The sequence below is a fragment of the Streptomyces sp. NPDC006339 genome (genome assembly GCF_040612775.1).
GTDB lineage: Bacteria > Actinomycetota > Actinomycetes > Streptomycetales > Streptomycetaceae > Streptomyces.
The window spans coordinates 1-19,533 of the sequence record NZ_JBEXQW010000081.1 but is presented as its reverse complement, the minus strand read 5'-3'; the positions used below and the strand labels follow the sequence as shown (position 1 = coordinate 19,533).

16 protein-coding genes are annotated in these 19,533 nt (G+C 73.6%); 8 read left to right on the top strand and 8 right to left on the bottom strand.

The annotated features are described in order from the left end of the window. Window positions 1-461: 461 nt before the first annotated feature. Both ABZ135_RS37035 and ptsP read left to right on the top strand, forming a co-directional pair. Window positions 462-911, top strand: a complete 450-nt coding sequence (locus tag ABZ135_RS37035; RefSeq protein WP_356702495.1) for a PTS glucose transporter subunit IIA — start codon at window positions 462-464, stop codon at window positions 909-911. A gap of 101 nt (window positions 912-1,012) precedes the next feature. Continuing rightward, entirely contained in the window at window positions 1,013-2,683 is a 1,671-nt protein-coding gene (gene ptsP / locus ABZ135_RS37030; RefSeq protein WP_356702493.1) for a phosphoenolpyruvate--protein phosphotransferase, read from the top strand. A 59-nt stretch (window positions 2,684-2,742) separates the two neighbouring features. Here ptsP and ABZ135_RS37025 read toward each other — a convergent pair whose 3' ends face one another. Both ABZ135_RS37025 and ABZ135_RS37020 read right to left on the bottom strand, forming a co-directional pair. Continuing rightward, the gene (locus ABZ135_RS37025) at window positions 2,743-3,639 is read right to left on the bottom strand and encodes a hypothetical protein (RefSeq protein WP_356702491.1); all 897 of its coding nucleotides are present in this window, start codon (window positions 3,637-3,639) and stop codon (window positions 2,743-2,745) included. A 22-nt stretch (window positions 3,640-3,661) separates the two neighbouring features. Then, the gene (locus tag ABZ135_RS37020; RefSeq protein WP_356702490.1) at window positions 3,662-4,945 is read right to left on the bottom strand and encodes an MFS transporter; all 1,284 of its coding nucleotides are present in this window, start codon (window positions 4,943-4,945) and stop codon (window positions 3,662-3,664) included. 47 nt (window positions 4,946-4,992) lie between these two features. Here ABZ135_RS37020 and ABZ135_RS37015 point away from each other — a divergent pair, with 47 nt between their 5' ends. Further along, the gene (locus ABZ135_RS37015) at window positions 4,993-6,312 is read left to right on the top strand and encodes an aminotransferase class I/II-fold pyridoxal phosphate-dependent enzyme (protein WP_356702488.1); all 1,320 of its coding nucleotides are present in this window, start codon (window positions 4,993-4,995) and stop codon (window positions 6,310-6,312) included. Between the two features lie 75 nt (window positions 6,313-6,387). On the opposite strand, the gene ABZ135_RS37010 is transcribed toward ABZ135_RS37015, so the two are convergent. Further along, window positions 6,388-8,355 carry an acetoacetate--CoA ligase gene (locus ABZ135_RS37010; protein WP_356702486.1) on the bottom strand — a complete coding sequence of 656 codons (1,968 nt, stop codon included), beginning with the start codon at window positions 8,353-8,355 and terminating at the stop codon, window positions 6,388-6,390. Between the two features lie 215 nt (window positions 8,356-8,570). Here ABZ135_RS37010 and ABZ135_RS37005 point away from each other — a divergent pair, with 215 nt between their 5' ends. Further along, window positions 8,571-10,988, top strand: coding sequence for a glycoside hydrolase family 31 protein (locus tag ABZ135_RS37005; protein ID WP_356702484.1), 2,418 nt, complete (start codon window positions 8,571-8,573; stop codon window positions 10,986-10,988). Here ABZ135_RS37005 and ABZ135_RS37000 read toward each other — a convergent pair. Next, window positions 10,979-11,557, bottom strand: coding sequence for an NUDIX domain-containing protein (locus tag ABZ135_RS37000; protein ID WP_356702481.1), 579 nt, complete (start codon window positions 11,555-11,557; stop codon window positions 10,979-10,981). The genes ABZ135_RS37005 and ABZ135_RS37000 overlap by 10 nt on opposite strands. 34 nt (window positions 11,558-11,591) lie before the next feature. On the opposite strand from ABZ135_RS37000, the gene ABZ135_RS36995 reads away from it, so the two are divergent. The 3 genes from ABZ135_RS36995 (at window position 11,592) to ABZ135_RS36985 (ending at window position 14,181) form a co-directional block, all read left to right on the top strand. Beyond that, window positions 11,592-12,407, top strand: a complete 816-nt coding sequence (locus ABZ135_RS36995) for a M15 family metallopeptidase (protein WP_356702501.1) — start codon at window positions 11,592-11,594, stop codon at window positions 12,405-12,407. Between the two features lie 74 nt (window positions 12,408-12,481). Beyond that, a complete protein-coding gene (locus ABZ135_RS36990; RefSeq protein WP_356702479.1) occupies window positions 12,482-12,997 on the top strand; it encodes a zinc ribbon domain-containing protein in 516 nt (171 codons plus the stop codon). Between the two features lie 26 nt (window positions 12,998-13,023). Further along, entirely contained in the window at window positions 13,024-14,181 is a 1,158-nt protein-coding gene (locus ABZ135_RS36985; protein WP_356702499.1) for a lipid-transfer protein, read from the top strand. Between the two features lie 124 nt (window positions 14,182-14,305). Here the strand turns inward: ABZ135_RS36985 and ABZ135_RS36980 are convergent, their stop codons facing one another. From ABZ135_RS36980 to ABZ135_RS36965, 4 genes are read right to left on the bottom strand one after another with little or no spacing between them, the layout of a single operon-like run. Further along, window positions 14,306-14,917 (bottom strand): ATP/GTP-binding protein, encoded by a 612-nt coding sequence (locus ABZ135_RS36980; RefSeq protein WP_356702477.1) that lies wholly within the window; start codon window positions 14,915-14,917, stop codon window positions 14,306-14,308. Then, complete coding sequence (locus ABZ135_RS36975) at window positions 14,898-15,326, bottom strand: DUF742 domain-containing protein (protein WP_356702475.1); 429 nt, start codon at window positions 15,324-15,326, stop codon at window positions 14,898-14,900. The genes ABZ135_RS36980 and ABZ135_RS36975 overlap by 20 nt, the downstream gene beginning before the upstream one ends. 16 nt (window positions 15,327-15,342) lie before the next feature. Then, window positions 15,343-15,783: a roadblock/LC7 domain-containing protein gene (locus ABZ135_RS36970; RefSeq protein WP_356702473.1), complete on the bottom strand. Its 441-nt coding sequence runs from the start codon at window positions 15,781-15,783 to the stop codon at window positions 15,343-15,345. Next, window positions 15,780-18,614, bottom strand: coding sequence for a nitrate- and nitrite sensing domain-containing protein (locus ABZ135_RS36965; protein ID WP_356702497.1), 2,835 nt, complete (start codon window positions 18,612-18,614; stop codon window positions 15,780-15,782). The genes ABZ135_RS36970 and ABZ135_RS36965 overlap by 4 nt, the downstream gene beginning before the upstream one ends. A gap of 457 nt (window positions 18,615-19,071) precedes the next feature. Between ABZ135_RS36965 and ABZ135_RS36960 the strand changes: the two genes are divergently transcribed. Continuing rightward, window positions 19,072-19,431 carry a hypothetical protein gene (locus ABZ135_RS36960; RefSeq protein ID WP_356702471.1) on the top strand — a complete coding sequence of 120 codons (360 nt, stop codon included), beginning with the start codon at window positions 19,072-19,074 and terminating at the stop codon, window positions 19,429-19,431. The last annotated feature ends 102 nt before the right edge of the window (window positions 19,432-19,533 follow it).

The following is a 19,533-nucleotide window of genomic DNA, read 5'->3' as shown; positions in this document are numbered from 1 at the left end:
CCTTTGTACTCACCCTCGCGGGCTTTCCTCCGGGCGCTTCCTTCGTTTCCGACTCTATCAGATCTTTCCGATCCGATTTCCTCGGTGCTTTCCGGGTCCAATTTCGACTTTCGTCGTTTCGGGCCCTTCGGCGGGGTCAAACACTACCAGGCTTTTTCACTCCCCCCGACCACCCCTCCGCAGGCATGCAGAGGTGTAGACCACTGGGGTTAGGATCTGGCTTGATAGGTGCTGCCGACCCACGACTCAACGTCGCGTTGGGGTCAGGCAGGAGTACGACAGTACATCCCACCGCCACTAGAGGCAAATCGTTGCCGGTAGTCCCTAGGTCCGCCCAACTGGTACGTCCTGGTACGTCTCATGCGGAACCGGGACTTCCCATGACATAGGCTTCTGAACAGTACGCCGTCCAGGACAGGCAGTGACGGCGCCACACCATCTCCGCCCCTGGGAGGCTTCCCATGACAACCGTGACGTCGCCACTCGCTGGACGCGCCATCGGTCTCGCCGCAGTACCCGACCCCGTCTTCTCCGGTGCGATGGTCGGTCCCGGCACCGCCATCGACCCTGTGCGTGAGCCCTCCGAGGCCGTCTCGCCCGTCGACGGCGTCGTCGTCTCTCTCCACCCGCACGCGTTCGTCGTCGTCGACGGCGAGGGCCACGGTGTGCTGACGCACCTCGGCATCGACACCGTGCAGCTCAACGGGGAGGGCTTCGAGCTCCTCGTGAACAAGGGGGACACCGTGACGCGCGGACAGGCCGTCGTGCGCTGGAACCCGGCCGAGGTCGAGGCCGCCGGCAAGTCGCCCATCTGTCCGGTCGTGGCCCTCGAAGCCACCGCGGACTCCCTCTCCGATGTCGTCGACGACCAGGACGTGAAGTCCGGCGACCAGCTCTTCGGCTGGAACTGACCGCCGGGTCGTCCCTTACACACGGGCACGCGCGCGCGTATCCGCGCGCGCACGACATTCAACGCGGCGGCAGGGCCGCCGCTCTATCGGAGACGGGTGAGATGGAGACAACGCTGCGAGGCGTCGGTGTCAGCCACGGGGTGGCGATCGGCGAGGTCCGGCACATGGGCACGGCGGTTCTCGAGCCGCCGGCCAAGCAGATTCCGGCCGATGAGGCGGAGCGCGAACAGGGGCGCGCCCGTCAGGCCGTGGAGGCTGTCGCGGCCGACCTGATCGCTCGGGGCAATCTGGCCGGCGGCGAGGCGCAGGCGGTGCTCGAGGCCCAGGCGATGATCGCCCAGGACCCGGAGCTCATCGCGGACGTCGACCGCCGGATCGCGGTCGGCAGCACGGCCGAGCGGGGCATCTACGACGCGTTCTCGCACTACCGGGAGCTGCTCGCGGGCGCCGGTGAGTACATGGCCGGCCGGGTGGCCGACCTGGACGACGTGCGGAACCGGATCGTGGCGCGCCTGCTGGGTGTGCCGATGCCGGGTGTGCCGGACAGCGACGAGCCGTATGTGCTGATCGCGCGCGACCTGGCGCCGGCGGACACGGCGCTGCTCGACCCGACGCTGGTGCTCGGTTTCGTGACCGAGGAGGGCGGGCCGACGAGTCACAGCGCGATCCTCGCGCGTGCGCTGGGTGTGCCGGCCGTGGTCGCGCTGCCGGGTGCGGGTGAGCTGGCCGAGGGCACGGTCATCGCGGTGGACGGTTCCACCGGTGAGATCTTCGTGGACCCGAGCGAGGAGAAGAAGGCGGCGCTGACGAAGGCCGCCGAGGAGCGCAGGGCCGCGCTCGCCGCGTCCAGTGGTCCCGGGGCGACCTCGGACGGGCACAAGGTGCCGCTGCTGGCGAACGTGGGTGGTCCCGCGGACGTGCCGGCGGCGGTGGAGGCCGGTGCCGAGGGTGTGGGTCTGTTCCGTACGGAGTTCCTGTTCCTGGACGACAGTGAGCGGGCGCCGTCGGAGGAGAAGCAGGTCGAGGCGTACCGCAAGGTGCTCGAGGCGTTCCCCGAGGGCCGTGTGGTGGTGCGGGTGCTGGACGCCGGGGCGGACAAGCCGCTGGACTTCCTGACGCCGTCGGACGAGCCGAACCCGGCCCTGGGTGTGCGGGGTCTGCGGACGCTGCTCGACCACCCGGAGGTGCTGCGGACGCAGTTGACGGCGCTGGCGAAGGCCGCCGAGGGTCTGCCGGTGTATCTGGAGGTCATGGCGCCGATGGTGGCCGACCGCACGGATGCGAAGGCGTTCGCCGACGCGTGCCGTGAGGCGGGGCTGCGGGCGAAGTTCGGGGCGATGGTGGAGATTCCGTCCGCCGCGCTGCGGGCGCGTTCGATCCTGCAGGAGGTCGAGTTCCTGTCGCTGGGGACGAACGACCTGGCGCAGTACACGTTCGCCGCCGACCGTCAGGTGGGTGCGGTGTCGCGGCTGCAGGATCCGTGGCAGCCGGCGCTGCTCGACCTGGTGGCGATGTCCGCCGAGGCGGCGAAGGCCGAGGGCAAGAGCTGTGGTGTCTGTGGTGAGGCGGCGTCGGATCCGCTCCTCGCGTGTGTGCTGACGGGTCTCGGGGTGACCTCCCTGTCGATGGGGGCGGCGTCGATCCCGTATGTGCGGGCGACGCTGGCGAAGTACACGCTGGCGCAGTGCGAGCGCGCGGCCGCGGCGGCGCGTGCGGCGGACACGGCGCACGATGCGCGGATGGCCGCGCAGGCGGTGCTGTCCGGGGAGTGATCCCCGGTCGTGGGTGTTGAAGGGGCTTCCCGCCTTGATGGCGGGGAGCCCCTTCGGCGTCAGTGGGGGTGGGGGTCGTCGTCGGGGTGGAGGGGGAAGCCGGCGCGGTAGTCGACGTGGGGTTCGGGGGCGATGGGTTCGCCGGTGCGGGCGTCGGTGCAGTAGGCGTCGAAGACCTCGGCCTCGGTGAGGGGGTGGAGGCGTCCGTCGTGGAGGCGCCAGCCGTGGAGGCGGTCGGGGGCGCCGGGTGTGGTGGTGCGCAGGACGACGCCGCCGGGGGTGCCGAGGGCGATGCCGGCGGCGAGGACGGTGACGAACTCGGCGCCCTGGGAGCTGTCGAGGCGGACGGGTCCGGTGCTGGGGCGGGTGAGGTGGAGGGTGGCGAGGAGCTGCTCGTCGGCGGCGGGGACGCTGCAGACGAGGTGGTGGGTGCCGGGTCCGGCCGCGTCGAGGAGGCGCAGCAGGAGGTGGGAGGCGCGGTCGAAGGAGGCGGTGCCGATGTCCTGGCCGCAGTCGGCGCAGGTGCCGGCGTCGGTGAGGAGCATCGTGGCGTACTCCCAGGTGGCGCGGCGGACGGCGGTGTCGACGAGGGTGGGGACGAGGGTGGTGAGGGGCTGGCCGGTGTAGGTGACGCGGGCGCCGGTGGCGGCGCGTTCGGCGGTGTAGCGGCTGCGGCTGGTGGGGCGGTCGGGGTCGAGGCCGGTGTCGGCGCAGTATTCGGCGTACTCCTCGGGGTCGAAGAGGGCGACGGTGGTGTGGCCGCCTTGGGCGGCGAGGGTCTTGAGGAGGCGCTCGACCTCCTGGAGGTAGTGGGTGTGGTCGTCGAAGGTGAAGGTGTCGTACTGCCGCATGGCGGTGAAGTCCTCCTCGTCGGCGAGGAGGGCGAGGGTGCCGGCCACTTCGCGGCGGAGGGCGCGGCGCTGTGCGGTGGTGGTGGTGTGGTGGTGCCGGGTCATGTCTCCCCCTGAGCTCTGTCGATCAGTGCTCACTCACCGTAACCGTCGGCACTGACAGTGACGGATTGGTCGGCTTGGGGAGGCGGTCGCGGATGAGGCGGTGCTGGGCGGCGCCGGCGGCGACGAGGGCGAGGCCGAGCAGGGGCCAGGCCAGGGGGCCCGCGCTCATGACGCCGGTGACGAGGAGGGGTCCGGCGAAGCGCTGGGTGGAGTGGGCGGTGCCGTGGACGCCGAGGTAGGCGCCTTGGGCGTCGGCGGGGGCGAGGGCGACGGAGAGTTCCCACGAGGCGGTGGCGTGGATGATCTCGGCGAAGGTGAGGGCGATGACGGCGACGGCGAGGGCGGTGATCGCGAGGGTGCGTCCGCCGGCGGCGGAGGCGGCGAGGGCGAGGGTGCCGAGGACGAAGAGGCCGCTGAGGGGGATGAGGAGGCGGCGGGCGGCGTGGCTGGTGGCGGCGAAGCGGGCGAGGGGGACCTGGAAGAGGACGACCAGGACGGTGTTGAGGACGAGGAGCAGCGGGGCGAGGCCGGCGGGGGCGGCGGTGGCGTGGACGATCCAGAGGGGGACGGCGACCTGGAGGATCGTGTCGTCGAGGAAGAGGGCGGCTTCGGTGGCGGTGTAGGCGAGGAAGGTGCGGTCGCGCCAGGGATTGGCGGGCTTGGTCCTGGGGGTGTCGGTCGCGGTGGCGGCGACGCGTGAGGGGGCGGGGGGTTCGGCGCAGCGCAGGGTGAGGAGGGCGATGACCAGGTAGGTGAGGACGTTGCCGAGGAGGAGGAGTCCGTAGGCGCGGGTGCTTCCGGTGGCGAGGGCGGCTGCGGCGCCGAGGCCGCCGATGGACCAGCCGATGTTGACGGTGGTGCGCTGGATGGCCTGGTAGCGGACGCGGTCGGGGCCCGCGACGCGGGCGGCGTAGAGCTTGATGAGGACGCTGCCGGCGCGGTCGGGAAGGGCGCCGAGGGCGGAGTAGAGGGTGAGGAGGAGGAAGTGGTCGGTGGTGAGGAGGGCGAGGAGGGCGGCGCCGCGCAGGAGTTGGGCGGCGACGATGACGCGGACGAGGGGGAAGCGGTCGGCGAGGCGGCCGGCGAGCGGGGCGCCGGCGATGCCGACGCCGCCGGCGACGGTCATGAGGAGGCCGACCTGGCCGAGGCCGAGACCGGAGACGTAGGTGAAGTAGAGGGCGGTGCAGCCGGCCCAGAGGCCGGTGCCGGTCTTGTCGATGATGCTGACGAGGAGCATGCGGCGGCCGTCGCGGCCTCCGGGGATGCGGTCCAGTGCGGTGCGGTGCCATGAGGCGGGGCGGCTCACTCGGTTCCCCCTTGACGCGAGTTTTGTATTGATACATACTTTCGTACGTGGCAACACAATATTCGATCCAAGGGGAGACGGCCAAGGGGATCGCCGCGTCCGTCGAACGCGGCGTGGCCGACGGCGACCTGGCGCCCGGCGACGCGCTGCCTCCCGTACGGCGCCTCGCCGACGAGCTGGGCGTCAGCCCCGGCACGGTCGCGACGGCCTACAAGGAACTGCGGCGGCGGGGCCTGGTGGTGACCCGTGGCCGCGGCGGCACGGTCGTGGCCGAGGCGCCCTCGGTCGCCTCACGGCGCCCGCCCCGCGTGCCGGAGGGCCTGGTGGACCTGGCCGGCGGTCACCCCGATCCCGCGTTCCTGCCCGTGCTCAGACCGCCGGCCGAGGTGCGGCCGGTGTTCGGCTCGCACCGCGCCGCGCCCCGGCTCACGGCGCTGGAGGAGCTGACCCGCGCCTGGTTCGCCCGGGACGGGGTTCCGGCGGAGCGGGTCACCTTCGCGCACGGGTCCCTCGACTGCATCGCCCGGCTGCTCTCGGTCGAGCTGCGGCCCGGGGACGCGGTCGCCGTCGAGGATCCGGGCTTCCACCATCTCCTCGACCTGGTGCCGGCGCTCGGGCTGCGGATGCTGCCGGTGACCGTGGACCGGGAGGGCATCGTGCCCGAGGCCCTGCGGACGGCGCTGCGGGCCGGGGTGCGCGCGCTGGTGTGCACCCCGCGCGCCCAGAACCCCACCGGGGCCGCCTTCTCCCCCGCCCGCCGGGACGAACTGGCGGCGCTGCTGCGGGCGTTCCCCGAGGTGCTGGTGGTCGAGGACGACTACACCGTGGAGATCGAGGGACCCGTCGCCCCCACGCTGGCCGCCGCGGGCCTGGAGCGGTGGGCGCAGGTGCGTACCGTCTCCAAGCGACTGGGCGTCGACCTGCGGTGGGCCGCGGTCGCCGGTGACCCGGTGACGATCGCCCGGCACGACGGGCGGATGCTGATGACGTCCGGCTGGGTCAGCCACGTCCTGCAGGAGACGGTCGCCGGGCTGTTCTCCGACCCGGCCGTGGCCCGGCTCGTGGCGGCGGGCGAGGCGGCGTACGCGGAGCGGCGGCGGGCCCTGAGCGGTGCGCTCGCCGTGTACGGGATCCGCGCGGCGGAGGGCTCGGGGCTCAATGTGTGGGTGCCGGTGCGCGACGAGTCGGCCGTGGTGAACGGGCTGCGGACGCAGGGCTGGTGGGTGGCGGCCGGGGCCCGCTTCCGGATCGCCGCTCCCACCGGCGTACGGATCACGACGGCGGCGCTCCTGCCCGCGGACGCCGAGCGGCTGGCGGCGGACTTCGCGGCGGTGCTCGGCGACGCCCAGGCCACCTACGGAGGATGAGATCGGAGACGTGAGGGCCCCGCGCGCGTGCGCGGGGCCCTCGTCCTGGCTGCCGGTCGGGAGCGTCCTTCGGGGCTAGCGGCGGGTGCGGGCCAGCTCCTCGTAGAAGCGCAGCAGGTCGAGGTTGTCGACCGAACCCGGGTTGACCGCCTTGGCCATCGGGGTGCCCTGGAGCAGGCGCTTGACCGGGACCTCGATCCGCTTGCCGGTGAGGGTGTGCGGGACGCCGGGGACCTCGATGATCTCGTCGGGCACGTGCCGCGGCGAGAGCTCGGCGCGGATCGTCGCCTTGATGCGGCCGATGAGCTCCTCGTCCAGGGTGGCGCCCTCGGCGAGGTGGACGAACAGGGGCATCCAGTATCCGCCGTCCGGCTCCTCCAGGCCGATGACGAGGGACTCGCGGATCTCCGGGAGGCGTTCCACGGCCTCGTAGATGTCGGCGCTCCCCATCCGGACGCCCTGACGGTTCAGGGTGGAGTCCGAGCGGCCGTGGATGACGACCGAGCCGCGGTCGGTGATGGTGATCCAGTCGCCGTGGCGCCACACGCCGGGGAACATCTCGAAGTAGCTGTCGCGGTAGCGGCTGCCGTCCGGGTCGTTCCAGAAGCGGATCGGCATGGACGGCATGGGGTTGGTGACGACGAGTTCGCCCACCTCGCCGACGAGCGGCTTGCCGGAGGGGTCCCAGGACTGCAGGTCGGTGCCGAGGCCCGCGGCCTGGAGTTCGCCGATGTGCACCGGGAGGGTGGGGACGGCGCCGGCGAAGCAGGAGCAGACGTCGGTGCCGCCGCTGACGGACGCGATCCACAGATCGGCGCGGACCTCGTCGTGCAGCCAGCGGAAGCCGTCCGGCGGCAGCGGGGAACCGGTGGTGGCCACGCACGCCACCCGGGACAGGTCGAAGTCCCGCCCGGGGTGGACGTCGGCCTTGGCACAGGCCATGACGTACGCGGCGGAGGTGCCGTACAGGGTCGCGCCGGTGCGCTCGGCGACGCGCCACTGGGCGGCGGTGTCGGGATAGCCGGGGCTGCCGTCGTAGAGGACGACGGTGGTGCCGGTGAGCAGGCCGGAGACGAGGAAGTTCCACATCATCCAGCCGGTGGAGGTGTACCAGAAGAACACGTCCTCGGGGCCGAGGTCGCAGTGCAGGCCCAACTGCTTGACGTGCTCGATCAGGATGCCGCCCTGGGACTGCACGATCGCCTTGGGCAGTCCGGTGGTGCCGGAGGAGTAGAGCACCCACAGGGGGTGGGAGAACGGGACCTGCTCGAAGACCGGCTCGGTGTCGGCGGCGGTGAGGTCGGACCAGGCCAGGGCGCCCTCGGGCGCGGGCGTGCCGAGCAGCGGGATGTGCACGACGGCGCGCAGCGAGGGCAGTTCGGCGCGGAGCTCGGCGACGGTGTCGCGGCGGTCGTGCTCCTTGCCTCCGTAGCGGTAGCCGTCGACGGTGAACAGGACGACGGGCTCCACCTGCTGGAAGCGGTCCAGGACGCTGCGGGCGCCGAAGTCGGGCGCGCAGGAGGTCCAGACACCGCCGACGGCGGCGGTCGCGAGGAGGGCGACGACGGCCTCGGGGATGTTGGGCAGGTAGCCGGAGACCCGGTCGCCGGGCTCGACGCCGAGACGGCGGAGCTCGGCGGCCAGCGAGCCGACCTGGCGGCGCAGCTCGGCCCACGTGATCGGCCTCGGCTCGTGTGTCTCGTCCACATGCAGCAGGGCCGTGGCGTGGGGCCGCTCCTCGGCGGCGCGCAGCGCGTGCTCGGCGTAGTTCAGGGTGGCGCCGGGGAACCAGTCGGCGCCGGGCATGGAGCGGTCGCCCAGGACGCGCTCGTACGGGGTGGAGAAGCGGAGGTCGAACCACTCGGCGACGGCCGCCCAGAAGGCTTCGAGTTCCTCGACGGACCAGCGGTGCAGCGCCGGGTAGCCGCCCTCGGCGGGGGCTCCGTGGCGCTCCGCCGCCCACGCCTGGAAGCGGGTGACGGCGGCCGCGGCGACGCGGTCCTCGTCAGGCTGCCAAAGCGGCTCGGTCTGCGCTGATGTCATGGGTCGGCTCCCTGGCTGTACGCGGGGTCGGCGTGTGTCTCGCGCACGTGCGGGGGTGTGCGCGTGACGCGGCTGACAGGGACGATGCCATGTGATCCTCTTTCGCACCAGGGTTCCCCGCCCATGGTCGAGTAGCTGAATATGTGCTCCCACCACGGGTGAACGGCAGTTGAACGGACCTCGCACGCCCCTGCGCGGATGGCAGGGTGATCCACATGGACGGTCGTGAGCTGGTGCGTTCGATGAGGGTGCTGGGTTCGGTGCAGGGACTGCGGGCGGTGCGGGCGGCGTGGCGGCGGCACCGCGCCGACGCGCGGGCGCTGCCGCCGAGGGGGGCGGAGCGGGCCAGGGTGCCGGGGCCGGTGAGCGGGGCGGAGCCGTCGCCGGGCGGCGGGATCATCCGCTTCGCCCGCTCCGAGCTGCGGGTCTCCGTGTCGGCGAACGGCACCGTCTTCTGGGGCTGGGACGGGGTGGGGCCGCTGCCCTCGTACGCGCTGGCGGGCGATCCGCCGGAGCCCGATCCGCGGGCCGTTCTGGAACCGGACACGGACGGCGGCTGGCGGGTGGTGTCGGAGCGGGTGACGGTCGCGGTGTCCCGGCACGGGGCGGTGGAGGTCCGCACCCCGGGCGGGGTGGTGCTGCGCCGGGACCTGCCGCCGCGCTGGTGGGAGCCGGTGCGCGACGCGGAGGCCCGGGGCGGGGCGGCGCGCGGTCCGGCGGCGGCGGACGAAGCGGAGCCGCGCCGGGCGGCGCGCTGGGTGCAGCGCAGCGAGGTGCCGGCGGACGCGCGGTTCTTCGGGCTCGGCGGCCGGGCCTCGGGGCCGCGGCTGCGGGACGGCTCGTACCGGCTGTGGAACACCGACCCCTCGGCGGCCTTCTCCCCCGGCGACGACCCGCTCTACATCACCATGCCGGTGCAGCTCGTGGTGGCGGACGCCGGGACGCACCTGGCCTTCCACGACAACTCATGGGACGGGCGGGTGATCCTCTCCGAGGGCGAGGAGGGCGCCGGGTCCGGGCACGACCGGCCCGGGACGAGCGAGGTCCGGATGGAGGGCGGTCCGCTGCGCTGCTGGGTGATCGTCGGGACTCCCGCGCGCGTGCTGCACGGCTGGGCGGCGCTGACCGGCGCGCCCGCCCTGCCGCCGTCCTGGGCGCTCGGCCCGCAGCACGCGCGCTGGGGCTTCGGGAGCGAGCGGGAGGTGCGGCGGGTGGTCGACGGCTACCGGGACCGGGGGCTGCCGCTGTCCGTGCTGCACCTGGACATCGACCACTACGACGGGCACCGGGTGTTCACCGTGGACCGGGAGCGGTTCCCCGATCTGCCCGGGCTCGCGGCCGAGCTGCGCGAGCGCGGGGTGCGGCTGGTGTCGATCGTCGATCCGGCGGTGAAGGCGGAGCCGGGGAACGCGGTCTACGAGGCGGGGCGGGCCGCCGGGGCGTTCGTGCGGGACGACCGGGGCGAGGAGGTGCGCGGGGTGGTGTGGCCGGGTGAGTGCGTCTATCCCGACTTCACCGATCCGCGGGCCCGGACGTGGTGGGGCGGGCTCTACGAGGAGCGGCTGAAGCAGGGCTTCTCCGGGGTCTGGCACGACATGAACGAGCCGGTCGCCTTCGCCCCCTTCGGCGACCGGACGCTGCCGCGCTCCGCCCGGCACCGCCTGGAGGGCCGCGGCGGCGACCACCGCGAGGCGCACAACGTGTACGGCCTGGCGATGGCGCGGGCCGGGTACGAGGGGCTGTGCGCGCTGCGGCCGGAGGAGCGGCCGTTCCTGTTCTCGCGGTCCGGGTGGGCGGGGATGCAGCGGTACGGCGGGACCTGGTCGGGTGACGTGGCGACGGGCTGGCCGGGGCTGCGGGCCTCGCTGGCGCTCGTCCTGGGGCTCGGGCTGTGCGGGGTGCCGTACTCGGGTCCGGACGTGGGCGGTTTCGACGGGGACCCGTCGCCGGAGCTGTTCCTGCGCTGGTACCAGCTCGGAGCGTGGCTGCCGCTGTTCCGCACGCACGCGGCGTTCGACGCGGGCCGGCGCGAGCCCTGGGAGTTCGGTCCCGAGGTCCTGGAGCACGCGCGGGCGGCGCTTGCGGAACGGGAGCGGCTGCGCCCGTACTTCGTCACCCTGTCGCGGCTGGCGCGGATGACGGGCGCGCCCTATGTGCGGCCGGTGTGGTGGGGGACGCCGGAGGACCGGGCGCTGCGAGACTGCGAGGACGCCTTCCTGCTCGGGGACTCTCTCCTTGTCGCGCCGGTGCTGTCCCAGGGCACGGACCGGCGGGCGGTGCGGCTGCCGCGCGGGTCCTGGTACGACACGGCGACCGGGCAGGCGTACGAGGGGCCCGGGCAGGTGCTGCTCGACGCGCCGCTGTCCCGCGTTCCGGTGCTCGCCCGCGCGGGGGCGGTGATCCCGGTGCGGGGCGAGGCGGACGAGCCGGCCCTGGAGGTGTGGGCGCCGCCGGCCGGGCGTACGGGCGGTGGTCTGGTCGTCCGGGACGCCGGCGACGGGTGGGAACAGGCGGAGATCGAGCGGTACCAGTCGCGGCGCGTGGACGGGCGGGTCGTGGTGGAGCGGGTGACGGACGAGGGGACGGAGGAGCCGGGGCTGCCGGTGCGGGTGCGGGGCCTCGCTCAGGAGTAGTCGCCCGCGAAGAAGCGGCGCACGGCCTCCGTGTGGAGCGGGAAGGCCAGGTCCTCCGGGCCGTACAGGAGGTGGTGCCCGCTGGTCTCGTCGGTCGGGGCGGACGGCGGGAGCGCGTGTGCGGGGCGGGGCGGGAGGAGGCCGAAGAGGAGGAGGTGGCCGGCCGGGGAGCTGAGGGCGTCGGCGAGCCGTACGTCGCCGGCGGCGGCCTCGATGCCGGTCTCCTCGCGCAGTTCGCGCACCACGGCCTCCTTCCAGTCCTCGCCGAAGTCGATGAAGCCGCCGGGCAGGGCGGCCCGGCCGGACTGGGGCGGGATGGTGCGGGTGATGGCGACGAGCGCGGTGCCGCAGGCGCCGGTGACGGGGAGCAGCGCGACGGCGACGGGAAGCGGGTTGCGGTAGGCGGTGGTGCCGCAGGCGGCGCAGGTGCGGGGCCAGGCGGCGGCGGACCCCGCCGGATAGTGCGTGCCGCAGGACGGGCAGTGGGAGTGCGGTGAGGAGTCGGTCACGGGCCGACCGTATGCGATCCGCCTTTTCCGCCGCTGCCGTAGCTGATAGATGGTGCACATGACAGGACTGAAGCGAGTGAAGCGACTGAAGCGACTGACGGCCCGTGTCTCCGCTCTCCGCGCCCTCGGCGCGCTGGCCCTCGCCGGCCTGCTCGCCGGGACCGCCACCGCCACCGCGCCCCCGGCCGGCGCGGCGCCGGAGCCCAAGTCGCCACGGGAGTTCGTGGCGCTCGACCGGGTGGACCCGACGATCCTCCAGGAGATGCGCTACACCACGGAGCACAACTTCGTCGGCGAGCGGATCGACGGCTACCGCCAGCCGGTGTGCATCCTGACCCGGCCGGCCGCCGAGGCGCTGCACCGCGCGCAGGTGAAGCTCCTGGCGCGGGGCTACACGCTCAAGGTGTACGACTGCTACCGGCCGCAGCGGGCGGTGGACCACTTCGTGCGCTGGGCGAAGGACCTGGAGGACGAGCGGATGAAGCGCGAGTTCTATCCGCTGGTCGACAAGTCGCGGCTGTTCGCGGACGGTTACATCGCGGAGAAGTCCGGCCACAGCCGGGGTTCGACGGTCGACCTGACGGTGGTGCGGCTGCCCGCCGCGCCGACCCGGCCGTACGTGCCCGGTGAGCCGCTGGTGGAGTGCTTCCGGCCGCAGGACGAGCGCTTCCCGGACAACTCCGTCGACATGGGCACCGGTTTCGACTGCTTCGACACCCTCTCCCACACCGACGACCCGCGGATCCAGGGACTCCAGCGTGCCAACCGGGACCTGTTGAGGACCGCTCTGGCCGAGCAGGGCTTCGTCAACCTGCCCGAGGAGTGGTGGCACTTCACCTTCAAGCCGGAACCGTTCCCGTCGGCCTTCTTCGACTTCCCGGTGGCCCGCAGGTCGGTGGCGGGGCACTGACGTCTTCCCGGCCCGAGCCGCCCGTGCCACACTTCTGACGATCCGTCAGGTAGTGACGTCGTGAGGAGCTGCTGATGGCACGGGCGCGCAGACCGGTGGTGACCGGCTGGTTCACCGACCACGCCGACGGATCGGCGCCCGGGGAGGGGTTCCGGCTCCTCGGCACCCGCTGCTCGGCCTGTGCGTCGGTCTTCTTCCCCCGCGAGGACGACCGGTGCCGCAATCCGTACTGCCCCGGCGGGGGCGAGCTGACCGAGACGCCGCTCTCCCGGCGCGGCCGCGTCTGGTCGTACACCGACGGCCGCTACCGTCCGCCGGCGCCGTACGTCTCGGACCCGGACGCGCCCTGGGAGCCGTACACCCTGGTCGCCGTGGAGCTCGCGGCCGAGGCCATGGTGGTCCTCGGGCAGGCCGCCCCGGGCGTGCGGACGGCCGATCTGGCGGTGGGCGCGGAGGTGGAGCTCGTGCCCGGTGTGCTCCACGAGGACGCCGAGCACATCTGGACCACCTGGCACTGGCGGCCGGTGGCGGGCTCCGAGGAGTCCGGGGATCCCGGCGGCCTCGGGGACTCCGGGGAGGCGCGAGCGTGAACGACATCGCCGTGCTCGGGGCCGGGATGCACCCCTGGGGCAAGTGGGGGCGCGGCTTCGTCACGTACGGGACGGCGGCCGCGAGGGCCGCGCTCGCCGACGCCGGCCTGGACTGGCAGGACGTCACGTCGATCGTCGGCGCCGACACCGTACGCGGCGGCTACCCCGGCTACGTGGCGGGGGCCACCTTCGCGCAGGCCCTCGGCTGGCAGGGCGCGCGGGTGACCAGCGTCTACGCGGCCTGCGCCTCCGGGGCGCAGGCGATCGCCACCGCCCGCGCGCAGATCCTGGCCGGGCTCGCGGACGTGGTCCTGGTGGTGGGCGCGGACGCGGCGCCGAAGGGATTCTTCGCCCCGGCGGGCGGCGACCGCCCCGACGACCCGGACTGGCTGCGCTTCCGGGTGCTCGGGGCGACCAACCCCGCCTACTTCGGGCTCTACGCCCGGCGCAGGATGGCCCTGTACGGGGACACGCCCGAGGACTTCGCCCTGGTGAAGGTGAAGAACGCGGCGGCGGGCGCGCTCAATCCCCTGGCCCGTTACCGCAGGCCGGTGAGCGCGGCGGAGGTGGCCGCCTCGGCGGTGGTCGCCGATCCGCTGCGGCTGCTCGACATCTGCGCGACCTCCGACGGGGGCGCGGCGCTGGTCCTGTCGAGCACGGCGTTCGCCCGGCGGCACGGGCACCCGGACCCGGTCCGTATCCGGGCGGTGTCCACGGTCGGCCCGACCTATCCGAGGACGGTCCTCGACCTGCCCGACATCGCGACCGACTCGGCCGTGGCCGTCTCCCCCGCTCCGCTTCCCTTCCGGGCGTCGATCGCCCGCGCCGCGTACGAGGAGGCGGGGATCGGGCCGGAGGACCTGTCGCTCGCGGAGGTCTACGACCTGTCCACGGCCCTGGAGCTGGAGTGGTACGAGGACATCGGCCTGTGCGGGGCGGGCGAGGGGGCGAAGCTGCTGCGGGAGGGGGCGACCGCGCTCGGCGGGCGCGTCCCGGTCAACCCGAGCGGAGGGCTGGCGTCCTTCGGGGAGGCGGTACCGGCGCAGGCCATCGCCCAGGTCTGCGAACTGACCTGGCAGTTGCGGGGCACGGCGGGCGACCGGCAGGTGCCGGGGGCGCGGGTGGGGATCACCGCGAACCAGGGCCTGTTCGGCCATGGTTCGGCGGTGGTCGCGGTGCGCTGAGCCCCCGGCGGTCGACGCTCTGCCGCCGGCGGCCGGCGGCCGGTCGCGCGGTGCGCGAGACCGACGGCCGGCCGTGGCCCGGTGGGCGAGCCGGACGCCGGCGGTCGGGCGCGCGGCGCGGTGCTCAGGTCGTCAGGGCGGCGGGGCCGTCCGCGAGGACCAGGGCGTGTTCCACGACGGCGACGAGGACGTTCTTGACCGACTCGCGGTCACGGGCGTCGCACATCAGGAGCTCGACCTCGGGGTCGAGGTCGAGCGCGCCCCGGACGGCCTCGGGCGCGTAGCGGCGGGCGCCCTCGAAGCAGTTGACGGCGACCGTGAAGGGGATGCCGCGCCGCTCGAAGTAGTCGATGGCGGCGAAGCTGTCCTCCAGGCGCCGGGTGTCGGCGAGCACGACGGCGCCGAGCGCGCCCTGGGCGAGCTCGTCCCACAGGAACCAGAAGCGGTCCTGGCCGGGCGTGCCGAACAGGTAGAGGACGAGGTCCTCGCGCAGGGTGATCCGGCCGAAGTCCATGGCGACGGTGGTGGTCGCCTTGGCCTCGACGCCGTGCAGGTCGTCGACCGGCCGGCCCGCCTCGCTGAGGACCTCCTCGGTCCGCAGCGGCCGGATCTCGCTGACCGCGCCCACCAGCGTGGTCTTGCCGACTCCGAAGCCGCCGGCGACGAGGATCTTCAGCGTCACCGGTTCGACCGGCGGCTGCCGCCGGCGGCTGGAGCTAGAGCGCCCGAAGGCCATTGATCACCTCGCGAAGGATGCTCACGTCCGGCAGCTCGGCCGGCGGAACGGGGCGGGTCACGTGCACGAGCTCGTCCTCGACGAGGTCACCGACGAGGACCCGTACCACCCCGACGGGGAGGTCGAGTCCCGCGGCGAGTTCGGCGATCGACTGCGGCTGCTCGGAGCAGCGTTCGACGATCTCCACGTGCTCGGGGGACAGCGTCTGGTCGCGGCCGGGGTCGTCGGCGGCCGGTTCGGGCACCACCACCGCGATGAGGTCGAGCCGGTGGCGGGTCGCGGCGCTGGTGCGGCCGCGGGTCATCGCGTACGGGCGGACCACCGGGCCCGCCTCGTCGTCGAACCAGTGGCCGGGCGCCTCCTCGTGGGCGGCCCCGGTCCGGCCGCCGGCCCGGTCTGCGTCACTCATCCCCGTTCCCCCTCACTCATCCCCCGGTCGGCAGCCCGGTCCTGGGCGCCGTGGCGAGGTGCGCGCCGACCCGCTTGACCATGAGGGTCATCTCGTACGCGACCTGGCCGACGTCCGAGTCGGCGTCGGCGAGGACGGCCAGGCAGCTTCCGTCACCGGCGGCGGTGACGAAGAGGAAGGCGTCCTCCAGCTCGACGACGGTCTGGCGGACCCTGCCCGCCTCGAAGTGGCGGCCCACGCCCTTGGCGAGGCTGTGGAAGCCGGAGGCGACGGCGGCGAGGTGCTCGCCGTCCTCGCGGGACAGGTCCTGCGAGGCGCCGGTGGCCAGGCCGTCGCTGGAGAGCACCAGGGCCTTGCGGATGGAGCCGACGCGCTGGACGAGTTCGTCGAGGAGCCAGTTCAGCTCCCCGTTGCCGTGTGCGGAGCTGTGGGCTGCTGCGGCGTTCGGTGCGGTCATCGACCGTCCCCCTCGGGTGTCGTTCCTGGTGCTGTCGTTTCGGCGTTCTGCCGGCGGCCGCGCTGCCAGCCGCGCTGCATCGAGGCCATGCGGCTGCGCACCTCCTCGGCGTCGCGCTCGAAGGAGTCGGGTGCGCCGGCGGTGCCGGAGCCGGTCGTGGCGCCCTTCCGGCCGCCGTCGCGCCCGGTGGCGGTGCGCTCGCCGCGCTCGTCGGCGGCGCGCAACTGGGGTGCGAGGCTGGCCTGGCGGACGCGGCGGGGCAGGCCCCCGAAGGGGGCCGGGCCCTCCTGCGGTACGGGGACGAGCGTGGGGCCGGGGCGGACCCGGGCCAGCTCCATCGTGTCGTCGGTGCGCGAGCCCGAGGAGTCCGCGGGGCGTGCGCCGTTCGACGAGGGCGACGGGTGCGCGGAGGCCGGGCGGGAGCCGTCCCCGCCGTCCCGGCCGCCCCCGCCGTCGCGGCCGTCCTTCTCGGCAGCCGGGCGGGCGGCCAGGTGCGCGCGGCCCGGCTCGTCGAGGCGCCGGCCGTGGTCGACGACGAGCGTCGGCGGGCGGCGGCGCGGCAGCGGCACGGGCCCGGCGGGCGTGTCGTCGTCGGCCCGGGCGCCGGAGCGGTCCGGGCCCTGCTGGTGCCGGCTCCGCTTCGGGCTCTGGCCCTGGTGCTGGTCGCCGCGGCGGCGGTGCTCGCGGGCCCGGAACAGACCGCCGCGCTCGCTCTCGGTGTCGAGGAGGTCGGCCGAGCCGCCGAGGAGCTCGTCGAGGCCGTCGGCGCCCAGCGGGGCTTCGAGTTCCACGGGGCCGTCGAGGGCCGTGTCGAGGACCTTGGTGAGGGCGGGCCGGCCGCCGGTGAGGCCCTCGGGGCCGGCGGAGTCCCCCCGGTCGTGGCTCGTGCGGTCCAGGCTCTTGCGGTCGAGCCGGAAGCCGGCGCCCTGGGTCTCGGGGGCGTCGGTGAGCAGCGCGGCCGGGATGAAGACGACGGCGGTGGTGCCTCCGTACGGGGAGGGCTGGAGCGAGACGCGGACGTTCTGGCGCTGGGCGAGACGGCTGACCACGAAGAGGCCGAGGCGGTCGGTGTCGGAGAGCTCGAACTCGGGGGTCTCGGCGAGGCGCAGGTTGGCTTCGAGCAGGGTGTCGGGGTTCATGCCGAGACCGCGGTCGTGGATCTCCAGGGTGAAGCCGTTGGCGACGCGTTCGCCGAGCACCTGGACGGCGGTGTGCGGCGGCGAGAACACGGTGGCGTTCTCGAGGAGTTCGGCGATGAGGTGGGTGAGGTCGGCGACGGCGGGGCCGGCGACGCCGAGCCGGGGCAGCCGGCGGACCTCGATGCGCTCGTAGTCCTCGACCTCGGCGACGGCCGCGCGGACCACGTCCATGAGCTGGACGGGCTTGCGCCACTGGCGGGAGGGCGCGGCGCCGGAGAGGATCACCAGGCCCTCGGCGTGGCGGCGCATGCGGGTCGTCATGTGGTCGAGGCGGAAGAGGTCGGCGAGTTCCTCGGTGTCCTCGGTGCGCCGCTCCATCGTGTCGAGGAGGGTGAGCTGGCGGTGCAGCAGGACCTGGTTGCGGCGGGCGAGGTTGACGAAGACCTCGGAGACGCCGCGGCGCATGTCGGCCTGCTTGACGGCGGCCTCGACGGCGGCGCGCTGGAGGGTGTTGAGGGCCTGGCCGACCTGGCCGACCTCGTCCTCGGCGTAGCGCAGGTGCGGCACCTCGGTCTCGACGTCGACGTGCTCGCCCGCGGCGAGGCGGCGCATGACGCTGGGCAGGCGGACGCCGGAGACCTCCTGGGCCTCCTTGCGGAGCAGGCGCAGGTCGCGGACGAGGTCGCGGCCGATGCGGACGGAGACGACGACGGAGACGAGGAGGGCGACGAAGCCGAGGACGCCGGCGACGCCGGCCTTGAGCAGGACGCTGTACGCGGCGGGCTGGACGCGGTCCTGGTAGCGGTCGCCGGCCGCGGTGTTCTCGCGGGCGAGGGCGTCGAGGACGGGGGTGGTGTGTTCCTGCCAGCGTTCGGCGGTGACGGCCTTGGGGTCGTCGGTGGCGCCGGCGGCGATGATCGACTCCTCGGCCTTGCGCAGGGGCGCGGTCTCGGGTCCGGTCCAGTACTTCTCGAAGCGCTGGCGTTCGGAGCCGGGCAGGATCTCCAGGTTGGCCTGGTAGAAGACCTTGCGGCCGGCGACGAGGTCGGTGACGGCGCGGACTTCCTCGGTGGTGACGCGTTCGGCGATGAGCGCGGAGACGACGAGGGCGTCCTCGCGGGAGAGGAGTTCGCGGGCGCGGGTGACGCCGACGAGGGCGCGGCCCTGCTTGTCCATCTCGACGTTCTCCAGGGCGTGGAGGGTCAGGAGGAAGCTGTAGCAGGGGTCGACGAGCCGGCTGTAGAAGTCGAGGGCCTGCATGCGGCCGATGCTGCGGTTCTCCACGGAGCGGCGCAGCGAGGAGAGGCCGTCGAGGGCGTCGAGGACGGAGGTCAGCCGCTGGGCGGTGACGGGGCTCATCTCGCCGCGTACGCCGGGGTCGGTGGCGTTGCGCCGGATCAGGGCGATCTGGCGGTCGGTGGCCTCGCGTTGCACGCGGAGTTCGGTCAGGGCGTCGGCGGCGCGGGGGTCGGCGAGGTAGACGAGGGACTGCCGGCGTTCCTTCTGGATGACGCGGACGGTGTCCTCGATGGGGTAGCCGACCTTGTCGACGATGTAGGCGACGTCGAGGAGTTGCCGGGCCTCGCGGCCGGTGAGGACCGTCGCGAAACCCCACAGGCCGGTGAGGGAGACGAGCGGCACGAGGAGCAACGCCACGATCTTCCTGCGGATGGACTTCCCGCGAAAGCGCATGGCCTCCCCCAGCTCGGCCTCCGCGGCCACGGAGGTCCTTCACATCGTCATGGCGTCACGCCCGGCGTCAACACGCGGCGTCAACCTTCAGATTCAACAAACGGCGGCGCGAGCCTACTACTGCATCACAGCCATCTCGAAGACGCGTCCGGGCGATTTTCAGCCGGTCGAGTGAGTGTTGATCATGAGATGTCCCGGTATTCGGGTAGTTGGGTTCCGCCACTGTGGCGCAGGACACCTTGCGGGGCCCCGCGCGGGGCGCTGGGGTCCGTCTTCCCCATGATGGCTGGAACTGTTTGTTCCGCACCGGGTGGCGGGTGGCCGGGAAGGGGACCCGGCGAAACCTTTTCCCTCCCTCGTACGTCATTCTGTACCGGGGAGGGTGTGTCCGCGTAAAGCGGCTCAAGACGGGCAGCAGCTTCCCTGGAGACATCGTTGGTGGGGAGTGACAGGCGCGATGGAACACGAGGCCCGGCCGGTGCGGCAGTTGTGGGTGGAGGACGAGAAGGGCCGTCGCCGGATGCCCGATCCGGTGCGGGCGGCCGCCGTCCGGGCCCTGCTGATCGCCTCGGTGACACTGATTCAGGCGATGGTCGCCTTCTTCTGCTCGATCGCCGGGTCCTGGCTGGCGTTCCCGGTGACGCTGACGGCGGTGGGCAGCACCGTGGTGGCGACCTGGAGCGTGCTCGACGTATGGATCACGCGGCAGGTGTGGTACCAGCGCAACGGCGTCGTCTCGGAGCCGAGCAGCACGGCCCGCAGACTGCGGCGTGAGCGGCGGCGGGAGGAGCGGACGGCGCTGTCCGAGGCTGCCTGAGGGACGACGGTGAAGGCGTTGGGCCCGGCCCCCGGAATGGGGGCCGGAGGAGGACATCAGGATCACGTCAAGACGGCTCCGGCCGCCCGCACCCGCGCGGAA

Coding starts and splice junctions, on each gene's coding strand:
- ABZ135_RS37035 (WP_356702495.1), top strand. CDS start 462: ATGACAACCGTGACGTCGCCACTCGCTGGACGCGCCATCGGTCTCGCC.
- ptsP (WP_356702493.1), top strand. CDS start 1,013: ATGGAGACAACGCTGCGAGGCGTCGGTGTCAGCCACGGGGTGGCGATC.
- ABZ135_RS37025 (WP_356702491.1), bottom strand. CDS start 3,639: ATGACCCGGCACCACCACACCACCACCACCGCACAGCGCCGCGCCCTC.
- ABZ135_RS37010 (WP_356702486.1), bottom strand. CDS start 8,355: ATGACATCAGCGCAGACCGAGCCGCTTTGGCAGCCTGACGAGGACCGC.
- ABZ135_RS37005 (WP_356702484.1), top strand. CDS start 8,571: ATGGACGGTCGTGAGCTGGTGCGTTCGATGAGGGTGCTGGGTTCGGTG.
- ABZ135_RS37000 (WP_356702481.1), bottom strand. CDS start 11,557: ATGTGCACCATCTATCAGCTACGGCAGCGGCGGAAAAGGCGGATCGCA.
- ABZ135_RS36990 (WP_356702479.1), top strand. CDS start 12,482: ATGGCACGGGCGCGCAGACCGGTGGTGACCGGCTGGTTCACCGACCAC.
- ABZ135_RS36985 (WP_356702499.1), top strand. CDS start 13,024: ATGCACCCCTGGGGCAAGTGGGGGCGCGGCTTCGTCACGTACGGGACG.
- ABZ135_RS36980 (WP_356702477.1), bottom strand. CDS start 14,917: ATGGCCTTCGGGCGCTCTAGCTCCAGCCGCCGGCGGCAGCCGCCGGTC.
- ABZ135_RS36975 (WP_356702475.1), bottom strand. CDS start 15,326: ATGAGTGACGCAGACCGGGCCGGCGGCCGGACCGGGGCCGCCCACGAG.
- ABZ135_RS36970 (WP_356702473.1), bottom strand. CDS start 15,783: ATGACCGCACCGAACGCCGCAGCAGCCCACAGCTCCGCACACGGCAAC.
- ABZ135_RS36965 (WP_356702497.1), bottom strand. CDS start 18,614: ATGCGCTTTCGCGGGAAGTCCATCCGCAGGAAGATCGTGGCGTTGCTC.
- ABZ135_RS36960 (WP_356702471.1), top strand. CDS start 19,072: ATGGAACACGAGGCCCGGCCGGTGCGGCAGTTGTGGGTGGAGGACGAG.